Origin of the sequence: Leifsonia psychrotolerans, assembly GCF_013410665.1 — a bacterium.
GTDB classification, from domain to species: domain Bacteria; phylum Actinomycetota; class Actinomycetes; order Actinomycetales; family Microbacteriaceae; genus Cryobacterium; species Cryobacterium psychrotolerans_A.
The window spans coordinates 2008841-2022138 of record NZ_JACCFM010000001.1 but is presented as its reverse complement, the minus strand read 5'-3'; the positions used below and the strand labels follow the sequence as shown (position 1 = coordinate 2022138).

Here is a 13298-nt window from a genome sequence, read left to right as displayed (position 1 = left end):
ACGAGTCTACAAAGCTTCACTGGGTGCATCGTGCGTGCGTCAGTTCCGAGCGGATGGCGCCCGTCTACGATCAAGGGCATGGCATTCATCTATCACGCAGAGATTTCGCCCACCAAGCTGCAACTGGTGACGACGTGGGCGCCCACGCAGCTGTGGTTCCCCGGTGACAGTGGCGCAGAATTCTCGCTGGTGGCGTCGTACCGCTTCGATGATCCCGCGGGTGAGGTGGGCATCGAAACGCTGTTGGTGCGGGCCGGCGACGGACCGGTGCTGCAGATTCCGCTCACCTACCGCGGGGCCCCGCTTGCTGGTGCGGAAGCCTGGCTCATTACCACCATGACGCATTCGGTGCTCGGCGAACGGTGGGTGTACGACGCGACGGGGGATCCCGTCTACCTGGCGGCGGTTGCACGTGCTGCCCTCACCGGCGGGCACGAAGCCGAGCAATTCCACGATGTTGACGGGGTGAAGGTGCTGCGTCCCTCCACCGCGACGGTCAGCGGGAGCGGCGAGCCCGGCGCATCCGTTGTGACGATGCCGCACATCGAGGCGGTGTCGACCGAGCAGGCGACGGAGTCGACGGTGGTCGAAACGGATGCGCTGCGTCTCGTCGTGATGCGGCTGCCGGGTGCGGAGGGTGGCGCTGCACCCGAGGCGACGGCGGTGCTGACCGGCACCTGGGCGGGCCAGCAGGAGCCGCACCTTCTGGTCTCGGTCACTCTGCGCTGACGCCGTCCGCTTCGGGTGGTGCCGCGCGCGGCGAACCGTTCGCGCCGCCGTCGATCCAGGACGCCTGCAGCGCGCTTAGTGTCTCGTCGAGACTGACGCCGTGAGCGGAGGCTAACGCGGCGAGTGCGCGCGCAGCCTGCACCACTACCGTCGGTGGCGCAGAGACGGCACTGCTGACCCGGGTTCCGCCCCCAGCGCGAGTGATGACAAGGCCTTCCTGTTCGAGGAGTTTGTAGGCCTTCGCGACGGTGCCCGCGGCGACGTGGAGGTCGCGGGCCAGCTGCCGCACGGAAGGAAGCTTTTCCCCGGTGCCGAGGCTGCCGGAAATGATGATGGCGCGCACCTGGTGGTAGATCTGCTCGGAGGGCAGTCCGAGGCTACCCAGCGTGATGCCCGACACGATCAGCTCCGCAGCGCTGTGGCGCGGACTCCGTCAGTCGCATCAGGGGGCTCCGGTGGCGATGTTGCCTCGTCGCGGAGGAGGAGTTGTGGTTGTTTGGTCAGAAGAGGGAGCAGGAGGAGTGCGACTCCGATGCCCTGCAGAATCAAGCCGAGCACCGTGAGTGGTACCGCCACTGCGGCGAGTGGCGAGCCGACCGTGATGGTGCCGAGGTTTCCGGCGGGTGCACTGTAGGCCATGGTGCCCGCCCCGCCGATTGAGATCAGCATCCAGGCGAGAGTGAGGGTAAGTGCACCGCCGCCGAGTGTCAGCACGGTGCGCGTGTGCAAGCGGCGGAGCCAGACGTCGAGGGTGCGCTCCGCCGGGTCGACGGCGAGGGACGGCCGTGCGCCGGCCCAGAGCGCGAGACCGGTGACAGCGGTCAGCAGCGCGACACCGATAAAGACCGGCACGCCGAAATACCAGCCGGGAAAGGTGGTGCTCGCTGCGGCCATTGTTCCTAGCGTGATTGTCAGACGTGAGTAGCGTCCGTCATCGTCGGTGCTGGAGGCCAGCCCAGCGAGCAGGAGGGTAACTAAGAGCAGGACGGCCACCAGGATCCAGCTGGCGAACGCGAAGCGGCGACCGAATGACCAGAGAGAACGCGTGGTCAGGTCGAGGTGACCTGCTGCACCAGCCAGGCCGCGAGGTTCTGCGGCAGACAGGCAGGCGAGGGCGCCAATGCAGACGATAGCCAGCGTGAGAGGAATGAGAAACGAGCTCCAGCCGTCGTAGTCTCGGCCGAAGGCGCCGAGATCGAGAAGCATCGCGGCGACGGCTCCGAATGCGACGGCGCTCGCCGTGCGTGTGAACCAGACATGACGCCGCACGATGCGGGCCCACGGCGACGACGCGGCTCGGGGAACGAAAGCGTTGGCGCGGCGCCAGTAGTGCCAGAGGAATCCGAGCGGCACAATCACCGAGGTGGCGAAGGGCAGCCGCAGAAGCACCGTGCGCATGAGATCGTCCATCTGCCCCGCCATTCGTTCAGAATCGACCGATATCTTGTATCAATCTGAAGATACATTCCTCGCTCGCTCCTGTCGAGCGCTCTTGTAATGGTTGAATGCTCGCGAGTTGCCCCAGATCGCCCCGTGGGAGCGCGTCATGGGGCGATCTGGGGTATTTCGCGAACGATGTGTTGGTGCTCACCCTTGCATTCCTGTCTTCCCTCACGTAATCTACAACCAAATGGTTGTATCAGAATTGAGCGACACCGAGGTTGATCGCATTTTCCAGGCTCTGGCGGATGCGACCAGGCGCGACATCATCGCGCAGGCGATGACCCTCGAGCAGTCGGTCTCGATGCTCGCCACGCGCTATGCCATGAGCTTCGCGGCCGTGCAGAAGCACGTGGCCGTGTTGGAACGCGCGGCACTCGTCACCAAGGAACGACGGGGGAGAGAGCAGATCGTGCGCGGCAACCCGGTCACCCTGCGTCGCGCGGCGGTGCTGCTGGACGCCTACGAAGAGATCTGGCGCGGTCGCGCAGCCCGCATCACCGACATCCTCGCCGAGCCGCTGCCGGTACCGGCATCCGCATCCGCATCGGCATCCGAAGTCGCACGCCCGGAGCCGGGTCAGAACACGAAAGGAACAAAATTATGACAGTCATCAGTTCAGAAAAGGATGTTGAGGCGCTGACCCTCACCTTCGTCGCCGAGTTCGACGCCGATGCCGCGCGAGTATGGCAGGTCTGGGAAGACCCGCGCCAGCTCGAGCGCTGGTGGGGGCCGCCAACATGGCCGGCGACGTTCGTGCGCCACGAGTTCTATGCGGGCGGCAGCTCCCGGTACTACATGACCGGGCCGAACGGCGAGAAGGCACGGGGCTGGTGGGAGAACACCGTGGTCGAGGCTCCGCACCGCTTCGAATTCACCGACGGATTCGCCGGCGAGGATGGCGAACCCGACAACATCATGCCGGAGGTCCGCGGCAGCGTGACGCTTGAGGAGCAGGGTGGTAAGACCCGCATGACGACGGTCTCGACGTTCACCAGCGTCGAGCAACTCGAACAGCTGATCGAGATGGGGATGCAGGAGGGAATGACGCTCGCAATGGGTCAGATCGACGCCCTGCTCGCGGAGAGCATGGTTGCTTAGCGAGCTGGGCAGTACAGCTAGCGGGCCGCGCTCAGGCTGGGCAACGCGATGATCGCCAATTGAGTGAGCGCGGCGATGGTGGTGTCACTCACCTCGGTCGACGTCAATCGCACCAGCATCGTCGCGTCGGCGGCGATGAGCACGCATGAGTCGGGCCCGCACCCGGCACCTGCTGAGTCGCCGACCCCGGCGATGGCGTGCATGACCGGAGTTGCCGGCATCGTGAGTGGAGGGTTCGGCGACGAGATGGCCACCATCGGCAGTGCCATCAGGCTGACGCTGCCCGACGTGCCGGGGTCGCCCGATGTCCAGCTGCACGAGATGAGTCCGCCGTGGCGTGACGCAGCGGTCGTAATTCCGGCTTCCCGCGCGGGAATCGTGAGGGCGTCATACATCTGCGGGTCCGTGATCCCGGCGACGTTTGCCAAGACCTCTGAGCTGAGTGCCGCCGAGCACTCGGTTCGGGCGGGACGAATGGTCGGCGCAGCCATCCCCTGCACCTGACGGGCAACCGCCCGGGCCAGATCGAGAGTCCTCGTCGGATCGGCCGGTGCCGGTGAGACTGTCAGTGAGATCCACGTGTCCCCGGCGATGGCTTCAACCCGGCACTGGTCAGCCTCGCCGCCACGACAGGCGACAAAGCCAACCTCACCCACGTCGGCGGGAGCGAAATCGTTGAGGCCGTCGTCAACGTCTGGTTCGATGGCGGCGAATTCTGCCGCGGCACCGGGAAGCACTGAGACTCTCACTCCTGAGGCTTTCGGACCAGCGTCCGGATCAGCCACCCAGCCGCAGGTCAACATGCCGCTGGCCCGCCCTGCAGCGGTCTGCATGTCGGCGATGACTGCCCACTCGGGCCGGTCGACACCGGCCGGGAACACGTCGTCGGCCCGCGGCGACAGTACCGACGCCTCAACCGACAGCGCGGTCGCAGCGGCCGACGCGGGAAGCAACGTGTTGCAGCTGACGATCGCGGGCTCGATGGGCGGTGCCACCGACGCCACCGGAACTGACGTGCTCGGAAAATCCTGCGACGGAGAGCAGCCCGTCAGCGACGCCGCCAGTGCACACGCAGTGATACCCGTCAGAATCCAGTCGCCCCGTCGCATCGTCTTCATTCGTTGAGGCTCATGGATCAATCGCCGGTGCTGCGTCTCTTGTCGAGTTCGGCCTCCAGGCGTTTGATGCGTTCGGCCTGGTCGTGAAGCTCGATCTCGCGATCGAGAGCTGCCAACTCTTCTTCGGTGGTTCTCGGGACGCGGCCGGCACCGGCACCGGCTCGCCACTCAAACGGCTCGGGCGCGGTTGCGTCGCGGCGCGGAAGCATGATCGTGCCGAGGCGCGGTGCGGCGCTGTATTCGCGCCCCAAAGCAAACCACAGGATGCTCCCGATGAAGGGCAGAAAGATGACGATGAGCACCCAAACGACTTTCGGGAGGTATCGCACCTGGTCGCTGGGCCGAATGATGATGTCGATCAGGGCACCGATGAACAGCAGCATGCTGATGACTGAGACGACGAGATACATGCGCCGCAGTCTATTGACAGATCCACCTGCACAGAAAGCCCGGGCTTTCACGTGGCGCTCACGAAGCCTCTGCGATAGCAGGGGGAGGCCCGCCACACGGAGGCGGCGCTCTCGAGGCCGACCTGCCCCGTAACCTGGGGGCATGAGTCCGATCCGCGCCGCCGTTCCCTCCGACATCCCCGAAATTCTTCGTCTGATCGTCGAACTGGCGGTGTACGAGAAGGAGCCAGATGCCGTCGTGACCACCGAAGATAGCCTGCGCGCTGCGCTGTTCGGCGAGAACCCAATGGTCTTTGCGATCGTCGTCGACGGTGAAGCGGATGCCGAGGGATCACCCACGCTGGCCGGCATGGCGCTCTGGTATCTCACCTTTTCGACCTGGGAGGGCGTGCACGGAATCCACCTGGAAGACCTCTATGTGCGACCCGGCTACCGGGGGAGCGGACACGGCAAGGCGCTCCTGCTGCGCCTGGCCGAAATCTGTGTGGAGCGCGGTTACAAGCGCCTCGAGTGGGCCGTTTTGGACTGGAACGAGCCCGCAATCGGCTTCTACCGTTCGATCGGGGCAGTGTCGATGGATGGGTGGAGCACGTTTCGGCTCGACGGCGATGCGTTGGCGAGAGCCGAGGCACACTAACCCGTTCGTGGTTTTCCGGAGCCTCACACCAGCGTCTGCTCGCTGACCTCGCCGAGGAACGCGACGGCCGCATCCCGGAAGGCGCGTGACGTGGGTGCGTTGAAATGGTTGCGGCCGGGAATCTCGAAGAACCGGGCATCCGCAACGAGCCGGGCCAGCGCCCGTGAAGCATCGAGGATGCGGTCCTCGCTTCCGGTCGCGAACAAGAGCGGCTGGGCCGGCGCGTTGTCGACGCCCGGCTGCTCGCCGTTGCGCATTCCCTCCACGAGCGCGATGAGTGCGTTGAGGTCGTTGCCGGGCACGCTCTGTGCCATCTGCAGGTATGCGCCGGTGAGCCGGTCCCGCACGGGCACCTCGTGCTCGACGTAATCGCGCGCATCCTGAATGTGGAATCGCTTCAGCGGGTCGCCGTCCGGGATGCCGCCGAGCACGGCCCGAGAAATGCGGTCCGGATACTCGCGCGCCGCCCGCCATCCCACGCGAGCGCCGAGCGAATAGCCGACAGAGAAGACCTCATCGAGCAGGTAGGCGTCGAGCACCTGCAGCACATCGTCGGCGAGAAGCTCCAAGGAATACGCCGACGGGTCGTGCGGTTTGTCGCTGGCGCCGTGCCCACGCTGGTCAACGGCCAACACGTGATAACCGGCCCGGGTGAGGTCGCGGGTCCAGCCCGTGGCCTGCCAATTGGCCAGCGCACTGGAGGCGAAGCCATGCATCAGCAGCACGGTGGGGGACGACGGATCGCCGAACTCGTAGGTGGCGAGCTTCAGCCCATCACTCGAATAGACGGCGCGAGGTTCGGGCGTCGGGGAGGGCATGATTGGCAGCCGACGGTCGTTCTATTTGGCGTCGAGTCGGGCCGCGACATCCGCCGGGAAGCCACCTGTTCCGACGGGGCTCCACCGGGTCGGCGTGAGGCGAATCAATGACTTGTCTTGCAACGCCATCGCTTCGCGGTATTCGTTCCAGTCCGGATGCTCACCAGAAATACTGCGAAAGTACTCGACGAGGCCGTCGGCCGCCTCCGGCATGTGCAGAACCTCGGCGTCGCCGTCCACCTGGATCCAGCCGCCGTCCCAGTCGTCCGAGAGCACCAGAACGGATGCCCGGGAGTCGCGCTCGGCGTTGCGCGTCTTGGCGCGCGCCGGGTACGACGAGATCACGATCCGGCCCGCGGCGTCCACGCCGCCGGCGACCGGTGACATCTGCGGACGGCCGTCCGTGCGGGTGGTGGCCAGCAGCATCCGGTGTCGAGGGCGAACGAAGTCGAGCATGCCGTCGCGGTCGACGACGGTGGAGGTTGCAATGCTTCTGGCCATGCGCTCCAGGTTAGTAGAGAAGAACGAGAACGCACTCGCCCACCTGAGCGACAACAACGCAGGGCTGTACATTCAGTACGAGGGAGACACATGACCAGCGGCGACATTCTCGACACACTGCGTTCGGCTCTGCCCGACGGCGCGATCGACGCGACGGATGCCGCTGTGCTTGCTCGCAGCATCGACGCCTCCGGGGCTGCAGCACTCGGGGTGGCCCGGGCCGTCGTGCGGCCACGCACGACCGAAGAGGTCGCCGTGGTGCTCCGCGCCGCCGATGCGGCCGGGGTGCCGGTTGTGCCGCAGGGCGCACTCAGCGGCCTCGCCGGGGCGGCGAACGCGGTCGCGGGGGCTCTCCTTTTAGATCTCACCGGCATGAACCGCATCCTGCGGATCGATGTCGACAACCGTGTCGCCGTCGTGCAGCCCGGCGTCATCGTGGCCGATCTGGCGCAGGCAGCGCACGACGTGGGGCTGTTTTACGCCCCCGACCCGGCCTCAGCGGCGCTGGCCACCGTCGGCGGAACCGTGGCGACGAACGCCGGGGGGATGCGCTGCATCAAGTACGGCGTCACCCGGGATGCCGTCCGGTCGCTTGAGCTTGTGCTCGCCGACGGCAGTATCGTGCGCACCCGGCCCGACACCATCAAGGGCGTCGCCGGTCTCGACCTGACGGCGCTCGTGGTCGGCAGCGAGGGCACGCTCGCGGTCGTTACCGAGGCGACGCTTACCCTGCTTCCGGCCCCGGGGCCATCGCGCGGGGTCTGCGCCGTCTTCCCGAGTCTCACCGCGGGTGTCGCCGCGGCGAACGCCGTCGCAGCCGGCGTTCATACCCCGTCGACGTTGGAATTGCTCGACGCCATCGTGCTCGACGCGGTCAGCGACTACCAGCCCGATGCGGGAATTCCTTCTGGAGCCAAATCGTGGCTGCTCGCGATCACCGACTCGGCCAGCGGAGCCGACGCCGACCTCGACGCTTTCGAAGCGATCTTCCGTGAGCACGGCGCGTTGAGTGTGCACCGCGCCGACGATCCGGCCGATCTTGACGGTCTGCTGGCCGCCCGGCGTCTCCTCTTTCCGGCGATGCGCGCGCTGCGTGGCAGCTCCCTCAACGGTGACGCAAGCGTGCCGCGCTCCCGCCTGCTCGAAATGGTGGAGCGTCTCGGCGCGCTGGGGGATGAGTTCGGCGTTATCGTCGGCGTCGGTGGGCATGTCGGCGACGGAAACCTTCACCCGGTCGTCGCGTTTGATGCGGCCGACGCGGCGCAGGTCGCGGCCGCACATTCGGCTTATCAGCGCATCTCCGAGATCGCCCAGGAGCTGGGCGGCACGATGACCGGTGAGCACGGCGTCGGAATCGAGAAGCTCGCATCGCTCGACGGCGAACTGCCAGTGCGCCTGCGCGAGGTGCAGCGGCAGATCAAGAGGATCTTCGATCCGAATGGCATCCTGAACCCCGGCAAGAAGTACTGACCGACTTGGAGCATCCCGGCGCGGTAGGGTTTGGCCATCGGCGTCTGCGCCGGCGAAGTTCCATCTCGACGACACGACGAAGAGAGTGAGCCATGTCAGGTAAATATGAATTGAAGGCCGACCGATCCGGTGGGTACATCTTCACGCTCAAAGCACATAACGGCGAGGTGCTCGTCACATCCGAGAGCTATCAGACGAAAGCCGCGGCCCTCAAGGGAATCGAACTGGTGAAGGCCGACGCGAAGTCGCGAGTGATCGACCTGACCGAGCCGAAGTAGCGCTCGCCCCAGTTTTCCCTGCCGGGGTATCGTGCCTCCAGCTTGGGGGCGGAAGGGGCGGGTGGATGCCTGTCTCTCAGACGGGTTCGGACGCGAATCGACGGGGGCCACTCCACAACGCGGGCGGCGCGTCAATTGCGTAGGCGAGAGCGTACGCCACCTTTTCGTAGTTGACGCGCCAGCCCCGGTAGTGGGTCCAGGCCTGTTCCGCTGTCACCTCGATCGGAAAATCGACGGTTCGCAGAAGTTCGATGGCCGCTTGAAAGTCTTCAAACGTCACGTCGATGGGGGAATCGGGATCGGCATCCTCGTCGACGGGAATATGAACGGCCCGCGCTACTTGGTTCAGACAGTTGAACCCCATTCGAAGCACGAGTCGCGCACGGATATGCGGGGCCGACCGCGGACTCACGGAAAGTTGTAACGCAGCCGCATCCATCACGCTGAGCAGCGAAATGAGCCAGTTCGACTGCGGTGCCGGCGAACGCAGCCACACCAGGGTGAGGTAGGTGCTGTGGGACTCGGCCACGTCGGCAGCCCACCGCTCCCACCGTTCGTAGAACTCGCCCAGCTCTGTGGTGCTGTTGTGGGCTTCCATGCCAAATCGCGTACGAACGAGAAGCTCGGGACCTCACGACGGCGAGCCGGCCCGCGACACCAGAAGTGTGACCTCCGCTTCGCGTCGGTTGAAAGCGGCGTACAGGGTGGGCAGGTACCCGATCTGCAGGGCGATGACGATCAATCCGGTGATCGCAGCCGCGTAGACCAACACCGTGTTGCCGGCGTTCGTCGGTGCTGCATAGCCCAGCGTGAACACTGAGAACAGCGCGACCGCCCCGGCGGAGAAACACGCCCACACGAGTACTGTCACAATTCTCTTTCGCTGAAGCCAATTCGCCTTCGTTGATGCCTATTCGACGAGGCGGAGCGTGCGGTCGCTGTTGTTGAACCGCTCCCCGCCGGTCTCGGTGACCGTGACGATGTCTTCGATGCGCACGCCGAAGCGGCCGGGCAGATAGATGCCCGGCTCGATGGAGAAGCACATTCCGGGGCGTAGTTCCTGCTCCTCGCCCTCGACCAGGTAGGGCGGCTCATGTGTGGTGACACCGATTCCGTGACCGGTGCGGTGAACGAATTCCGTGCCGTATCCTGCCTCCGTGATCAGGGCCCGGGCGACCCGGTCGATCTCTTGGCAGCTCACCCCCGGTGCGACGGCATCGAAGGCAGCCTGCTGGGCGTTCCGCACGATCTCATGCACGTCCCGCTGCTCGCCGGAGGACTCGCCGACGCACACCGTGCGGGTGGTGTCCGAGCCATAGCCGTGCATCAGGCCACCGAAGTCCAGTACGACCGCATCGCCCACCTGAATCACGCGCTCGCCGGCCTCATGGTGAGGATGTGCCCCGTTGGGTCCCGAGCCGACAATGGTGAAGTCGACCTGCTCGTGCCCGAAGTCGCGTAGGAGTCGGGCCACATCGGCGGCCACGTCTGATTCGCGTCGGCCGGCGAAGCGCACCTTCACGATCTCGTAGAACGTCGCGTCCGCGGCGGCGCCGGCCAACGCAAGCCGACTCAGTTCCTCGACATCCTTGACCGCACGCATCATCGGCAGGCTTTGGCTCAGAGATCGGTAGCGGGTGTTCGGCAGGGCTTCCTGCAGCCCGAGCAGGTGCATCGCCCAGGCCGAGTCCGAGATGCCGAACCGCCCGTTCGACCGCAGCAGGCGTGCGGCCGTCTCGAACGGATTCATCCCATCAGACCAATCCTCGATCGTGAGGCCGGGCGCCCCGGCGGCCGTCTCGGCGTCGGCCCGCTCCAGAATCGGCACGAGCAAGGTCGCGGGCTGGTCGGGCGCGAGCGTGAGCATGGTCAGTCGCTCGGTGATGGCCGGGGGCTGGTAGCCGGTGAGCCAGACGAGATCTGGCCCGGGCATCACCACGATGCCGTCGAGCCCTGCCTCGCGCGCGTCGACGACCACGCGCTCCATCCGAGCGGCGTAGTCCTCGCCCGTGAATGGAACCGGTTCTCCTTCTAGGTTCATGACGTTCCTCCTCAGCCCTCCAGTTCGAGGATCGCACTCCAACCTGCAACGGGGAAGTGACGATGTGCTCGGCGCATCAACACATCGCACGTTGCGGCTCGCGGGCGGTGTCGGATAGGTTTCGATGCACCACGTGTCACTCGCAACCAACCTCGGAGGGTCGCTGATGCCGGACACCACCTGCCACATGTCGATCTCGCTCGACGGCTTTGTCGCCGGGCCCCACCAGAGTCGTGAGCACCCGATCGGGCAGCGCGGACTCGAGCTGCACGGCTGGCATATCGGCGACCAGCGTGCCAACGAGGCCGACGAGATCGCGACCGGCTGGCTCATGCGCCCGCGCGGCGCTTATGTGATGGGCCGCAACATGTTCGGGCCGATCCGCGGCGAGTGGGAGGGTGACTGGCGCGGATGGTGGGGGGCCGAGCCGCCGTATCACGCACCCGTGTTCGTGCTCACTCATCACGCTCACGAGCCGATCGAGATGGACGGCGGAACGACCTTCTACTTCGTGACTGACGGCTTCGACGCGGCGTATGCGCAGGCGCGTGCGACGGCCGGCGAGGAGGACGTCGATATCGCGGGGGTGCCTCGACCGTTCGACAAGCGCTCGCCGCCGGGGTCATTGATGAGCTCACGCTCGACATCGCCCCAATACTGCTCGGGTCTGGCGAACGGATCTTTGACGGCAGTACATCATTCGGGTTCGAACCCGTCGAGGTGCTGCATTCGCCGCTGGCCACGCACATCCGCTACCGCCGGACCAGCGAACAGCCCGAGACGCGCACACCGCTCTGACGTTCGCGATAGGGCGCGGCGTCCGAGGGCGCACGGGGCAGCGGGAGGAACCTTCTCCGCGAGGCTGAGGCACACGTCGCCGGACTCATCGCCGCCATGCTGGACTGAGTGCGTACGACGAGCGCATCCGGAGCGCTCAGTGCGTTCTTGAGCGTGGCACAACGTGGCTGCCTCGCGCCCGCGTCGCCTCGCCAGTTTCATGAGCGCGCCGGTGGAGAGCCATCACGTTGTCGGTGACTGTGGCGCGTTGGCCGCCGGGGCCGATGGCCTGGCGTGTGGCGGCTTCGACGCGGTGCTCGATCCAGTCGCCGGGGTGCAAGTCGAGAGTGGCCAAAGTTTCTCGAGGTGTGGGGAACACGGCATCCAGACCGCGGTTCCAGGACCAGGGTGCCACTGATGCATGATCGACGATCAGGAGCAGCCCACCGGGACGCACGGCGGCAGCGGCCTGCCTCAGGACCCGGGCGCGGGGAAAGGTCAGCGGGGTCTGCAGGTACTGGGCGTTGACCAAGTCGAAGTGTCCGGTCGGAAAAGAACCACCCAGGTCGTGCCGTTCGGTGCGGATCCGTCCGCCCAAGCCAGCGTGCTCAGCGCGGGCGCGGGCGCGTTCTAGTGCCGTCTCCGAGACGTCCACACCCGTGACATTCCAGCCGAGTTGGCCCAGCCAAACAGCATCCGCACCCTCAGCGCAGCCAAGATCCAATGCATCACCAGCCGGCAGGCCCAGCCCGGTCATGATCGCGGCCAGCACCGCGTTCGGTCCGCTGTCCAGCGGCCGCGCTGCGCGCCCGGCGTACAGGTCCTCCCAGAACTTCTCTGGGTTCTCAATGTTCTCGTCCATATCCCGTCCACTCCACGTCGTCGTTGTTTCTCGCGCTATCGCTGGTGATCGGATGGGGGTCAGTGATCCCAGCGGGGACGGTGTGGTCAGTGACGGCGAGGACTGCCGCGGCGGTATCTTCCTCGATGAGTGAGACGTTGACGGCGGAAGCGGTAAGTAACCCACCTGAGACAGACCCGGCGACCTGAGCGAACAGGTCGGTTGCATTGCCTGCCGCGTACAGGCCCGGCACCTCAGTGGCGCCCATCGGGCCTGTCTCCAAGCGGCTGCCCACGACCGTTTCGCCGATCGTGAACGGCGCAGGGCGCAGACCCAGCGGAGCCAAGAAATCCACTCGGGCATGCACAGAGGTGCTGATTGCCAGCGCATCGCATTCCACGACGTGGCCACTGGCCAGCAACAGGCCGCTCAGCGCGTTCCCGGTCAGGACAAGCTCGCTCACCGTGCCTTCGACGACGCTGATCCCGCGCGCGGCGAATTGTTCCCACTGCTCATCGCTGGGCGTAACCCCCGGAGCGAGTACGGCAGTCACCCGGTTGCTGAGTTGGCGCCACAACTGCACCGTGTGCAGCCCCGGAGCCGCAGTGACAAACACGGCTAGATTGTGGTCACGCACCTCCCAGCCGTGGCAATACGGGCAATGCAGAACGTCACGCCCCCACCGCTGGGCAATATCCGGAACGTCGGGGAGTTCATCCGTCAGTCCGCTGGCGATCAGCACTCGGCGCGCAGAAAGTGCGCGACCATCGGCCAACTCGACCGTGAACCGCAACGCCGGGCCAGCGAGTGCCTTCCGGACAGCAGTGACAGTACCTTCAATCACGTCGGCGCCGTACCTGTTAAGTTCCTCGCGGCCGATACGCAACAGCTCTGCCGGGGGCATCCCGTCGCGGGACAGGTAGTTGTGAATTCCCTTCGCCGGAGAATTGCGGGGTTCACCTGCGTCGATTACGGCCACTCGGTGTCGGAATCGGGCGAGTGACGTGGCCGCAGCCAGGCCGGCAGCACCGCCACCAATCACCACCACATCGTGCAGCGGGCTCTGACCGGTGCCGGTCGCGAGGCCCTGCGGTGGAGCGGTCTGCTCGATCGTGTTGTCCTTACATTGGGTCATGG

At 65.9% G+C, this 13298-nt stretch carries 16 protein-coding genes and 2 pseudogenes; 7 read left to right on the top strand and 11 right to left on the bottom strand.

All coding sequences use genetic code 11. The features are described from left to right. The first annotated feature begins 78 nt into the window (after window positions 1–78). Complete coding sequence (locus tag HNR05_RS09460) at window positions 79–729, top strand: CG0192-related protein (protein ID WP_179578781.1); 651 nt, start codon at window positions 79–81, stop codon at window positions 727–729. Here HNR05_RS09460 and HNR05_RS09455 read toward each other — a convergent pair. After that, window positions 716–1129: a GntR family transcriptional regulator gene (locus HNR05_RS09455; protein ID WP_343062540.1), complete on the bottom strand. Its 414-nt coding sequence runs from the start codon at window positions 1127–1129 to the stop codon at window positions 716–718. The genes HNR05_RS09460 and HNR05_RS09455 overlap by 14 nt on opposite strands. Before the next feature lie 2 nt (window positions 1130–1131). Then, window positions 1132–2139, bottom strand: a complete 1008-nt coding sequence (locus HNR05_RS09450; RefSeq protein WP_179578780.1) for a hypothetical protein — start codon at window positions 2137–2139, stop codon at window positions 1132–1134. A 220-nt stretch (window positions 2140–2359) separates the two neighbouring features. Here HNR05_RS09450 and HNR05_RS09445 point away from each other — a divergent pair. Then, window positions 2360–2686 (top strand): annotated as a pseudogene (locus HNR05_RS09445) (ArsR/SmtB family transcription factor); the annotation flags it as partial. Between the two features lie 86 nt (window positions 2687–2772). Further along, window positions 2773–3270: an SRPBCC family protein gene (locus HNR05_RS09440; protein ID WP_179578778.1), complete on the top strand. Its 498-nt coding sequence runs from the start codon at window positions 2773–2775 to the stop codon at window positions 3268–3270. 17 nt (window positions 3271–3287) lie between these two features. On the opposite strand, the gene HNR05_RS09435 is transcribed toward HNR05_RS09440, so the two are convergent. Next, complete coding sequence (locus tag HNR05_RS09435) at window positions 3288–4388, bottom strand: hypothetical protein (protein ID WP_179578777.1); 1101 nt, start codon at window positions 4386–4388, stop codon at window positions 3288–3290. A 17-nt stretch (window positions 4389–4405) separates the two neighbouring features. Further along, window positions 4406–4798 carry a PLD nuclease N-terminal domain-containing protein gene (locus HNR05_RS09430; protein ID WP_179578776.1) on the bottom strand — a complete coding sequence of 131 codons (393 nt, stop codon included), beginning with the start codon at window positions 4796–4798 and terminating at the stop codon, window positions 4406–4408. Window positions 4799–4940: 142 nt separating this feature from the next. Here HNR05_RS09430 and HNR05_RS09425 point away from each other — a divergent pair, with 142 nt between their 5' ends. Beyond that, window positions 4941–5435 carry a GNAT family N-acetyltransferase gene (locus HNR05_RS09425; RefSeq protein WP_179578775.1) on the top strand — a complete coding sequence of 165 codons (495 nt, stop codon included), beginning with the start codon at window positions 4941–4943 and terminating at the stop codon, window positions 5433–5435. Between the two features lie 23 nt (window positions 5436–5458). Here the strand turns inward: HNR05_RS09425 and HNR05_RS09420 are convergent, their stop codons facing one another. Together HNR05_RS09420 and HNR05_RS09415 are read right to left on the bottom strand one after the other, a co-directional pair. Next, on the bottom strand, window positions 5459–6253 hold the full coding sequence (locus HNR05_RS09420) for an alpha/beta fold hydrolase (RefSeq protein WP_179578774.1): 795 nt from the start codon (window positions 6251–6253) through the stop codon (window positions 5459–5461). Window positions 6254–6274: 21 nt separating this feature from the next. After that, window positions 6275–6754: a PPOX class F420-dependent oxidoreductase gene (locus tag HNR05_RS09415; RefSeq protein WP_179578773.1), complete on the bottom strand. Its 480-nt coding sequence runs from the start codon at window positions 6752–6754 to the stop codon at window positions 6275–6277. A gap of 90 nt (window positions 6755–6844) precedes the next feature. On the opposite strand from HNR05_RS09415, the gene HNR05_RS09410 reads away from it, so the two are divergent. Both HNR05_RS09410 and HNR05_RS09405 read left to right on the top strand, forming a co-directional pair. Further along, on the top strand, window positions 6845–8224 hold the full coding sequence (locus HNR05_RS09410) for an FAD-binding oxidoreductase (protein ID WP_179578772.1): 1380 nt from the start codon (window positions 6845–6847) through the stop codon (window positions 8222–8224). A 92-nt stretch (window positions 8225–8316) separates the two neighbouring features. Then, the gene (locus tag HNR05_RS09405) at window positions 8317–8502 is read left to right on the top strand and encodes a YegP family protein (RefSeq protein ID WP_179578771.1); all 186 of its coding nucleotides are present in this window, start codon (window positions 8317–8319) and stop codon (window positions 8500–8502) included. Window positions 8503–8578: 76 nt separating this feature from the next. Here the strand turns inward: HNR05_RS09405 and HNR05_RS09400 are convergent, their stop codons facing one another. From HNR05_RS09400 to HNR05_RS09390, 3 genes are read right to left on the bottom strand one after another with little or no spacing between them, the layout of a single operon-like run. After that, window positions 8579–9100, bottom strand: a complete 522-nt coding sequence (locus HNR05_RS09400; RefSeq protein WP_179578770.1) for a hypothetical protein — start codon at window positions 9098–9100, stop codon at window positions 8579–8581. A gap of 33 nt (window positions 9101–9133) precedes the next feature. Next, on the bottom strand, window positions 9134–9373 hold the full coding sequence (locus tag HNR05_RS09395) for a hypothetical protein (protein WP_179578769.1): 240 nt from the start codon (window positions 9371–9373) through the stop codon (window positions 9134–9136). A 39-nt stretch (window positions 9374–9412) separates the two neighbouring features. Further along, the gene (locus tag HNR05_RS09390) at window positions 9413–10543 is read right to left on the bottom strand and encodes an aminopeptidase P family protein (protein WP_179578768.1); all 1131 of its coding nucleotides are present in this window, start codon (window positions 10541–10543) and stop codon (window positions 9413–9415) included. A 166-nt stretch (window positions 10544–10709) separates the two neighbouring features. Between HNR05_RS09390 and HNR05_RS09385 the strand changes: the two are divergent. Then, window positions 10710–11341: pseudogene (locus HNR05_RS09385) on the top strand (dihydrofolate reductase family protein). 136 nt (window positions 11342–11477) lie between these two features. On the opposite strand, the gene HNR05_RS09380 reads toward HNR05_RS09385, so the two are convergent. Both HNR05_RS09380 and HNR05_RS09375 read right to left on the bottom strand, forming a co-directional pair. Further along, window positions 11478–12182, bottom strand: coding sequence for an SAM-dependent methyltransferase (locus tag HNR05_RS09380; protein WP_179578767.1), 705 nt, complete (start codon window positions 12180–12182; stop codon window positions 11478–11480). Then, the gene (locus HNR05_RS09375; RefSeq protein ID WP_179578766.1) at window positions 12166–13296 is read right to left on the bottom strand and encodes an NAD(P)/FAD-dependent oxidoreductase; all 1131 of its coding nucleotides are present in this window, start codon (window positions 13294–13296) and stop codon (window positions 12166–12168) included. Before HNR05_RS09375 ends, HNR05_RS09380 begins: the two co-directional genes overlap by 17 nt. Window positions 13297–13298 lie beyond the last annotated feature (2 nt).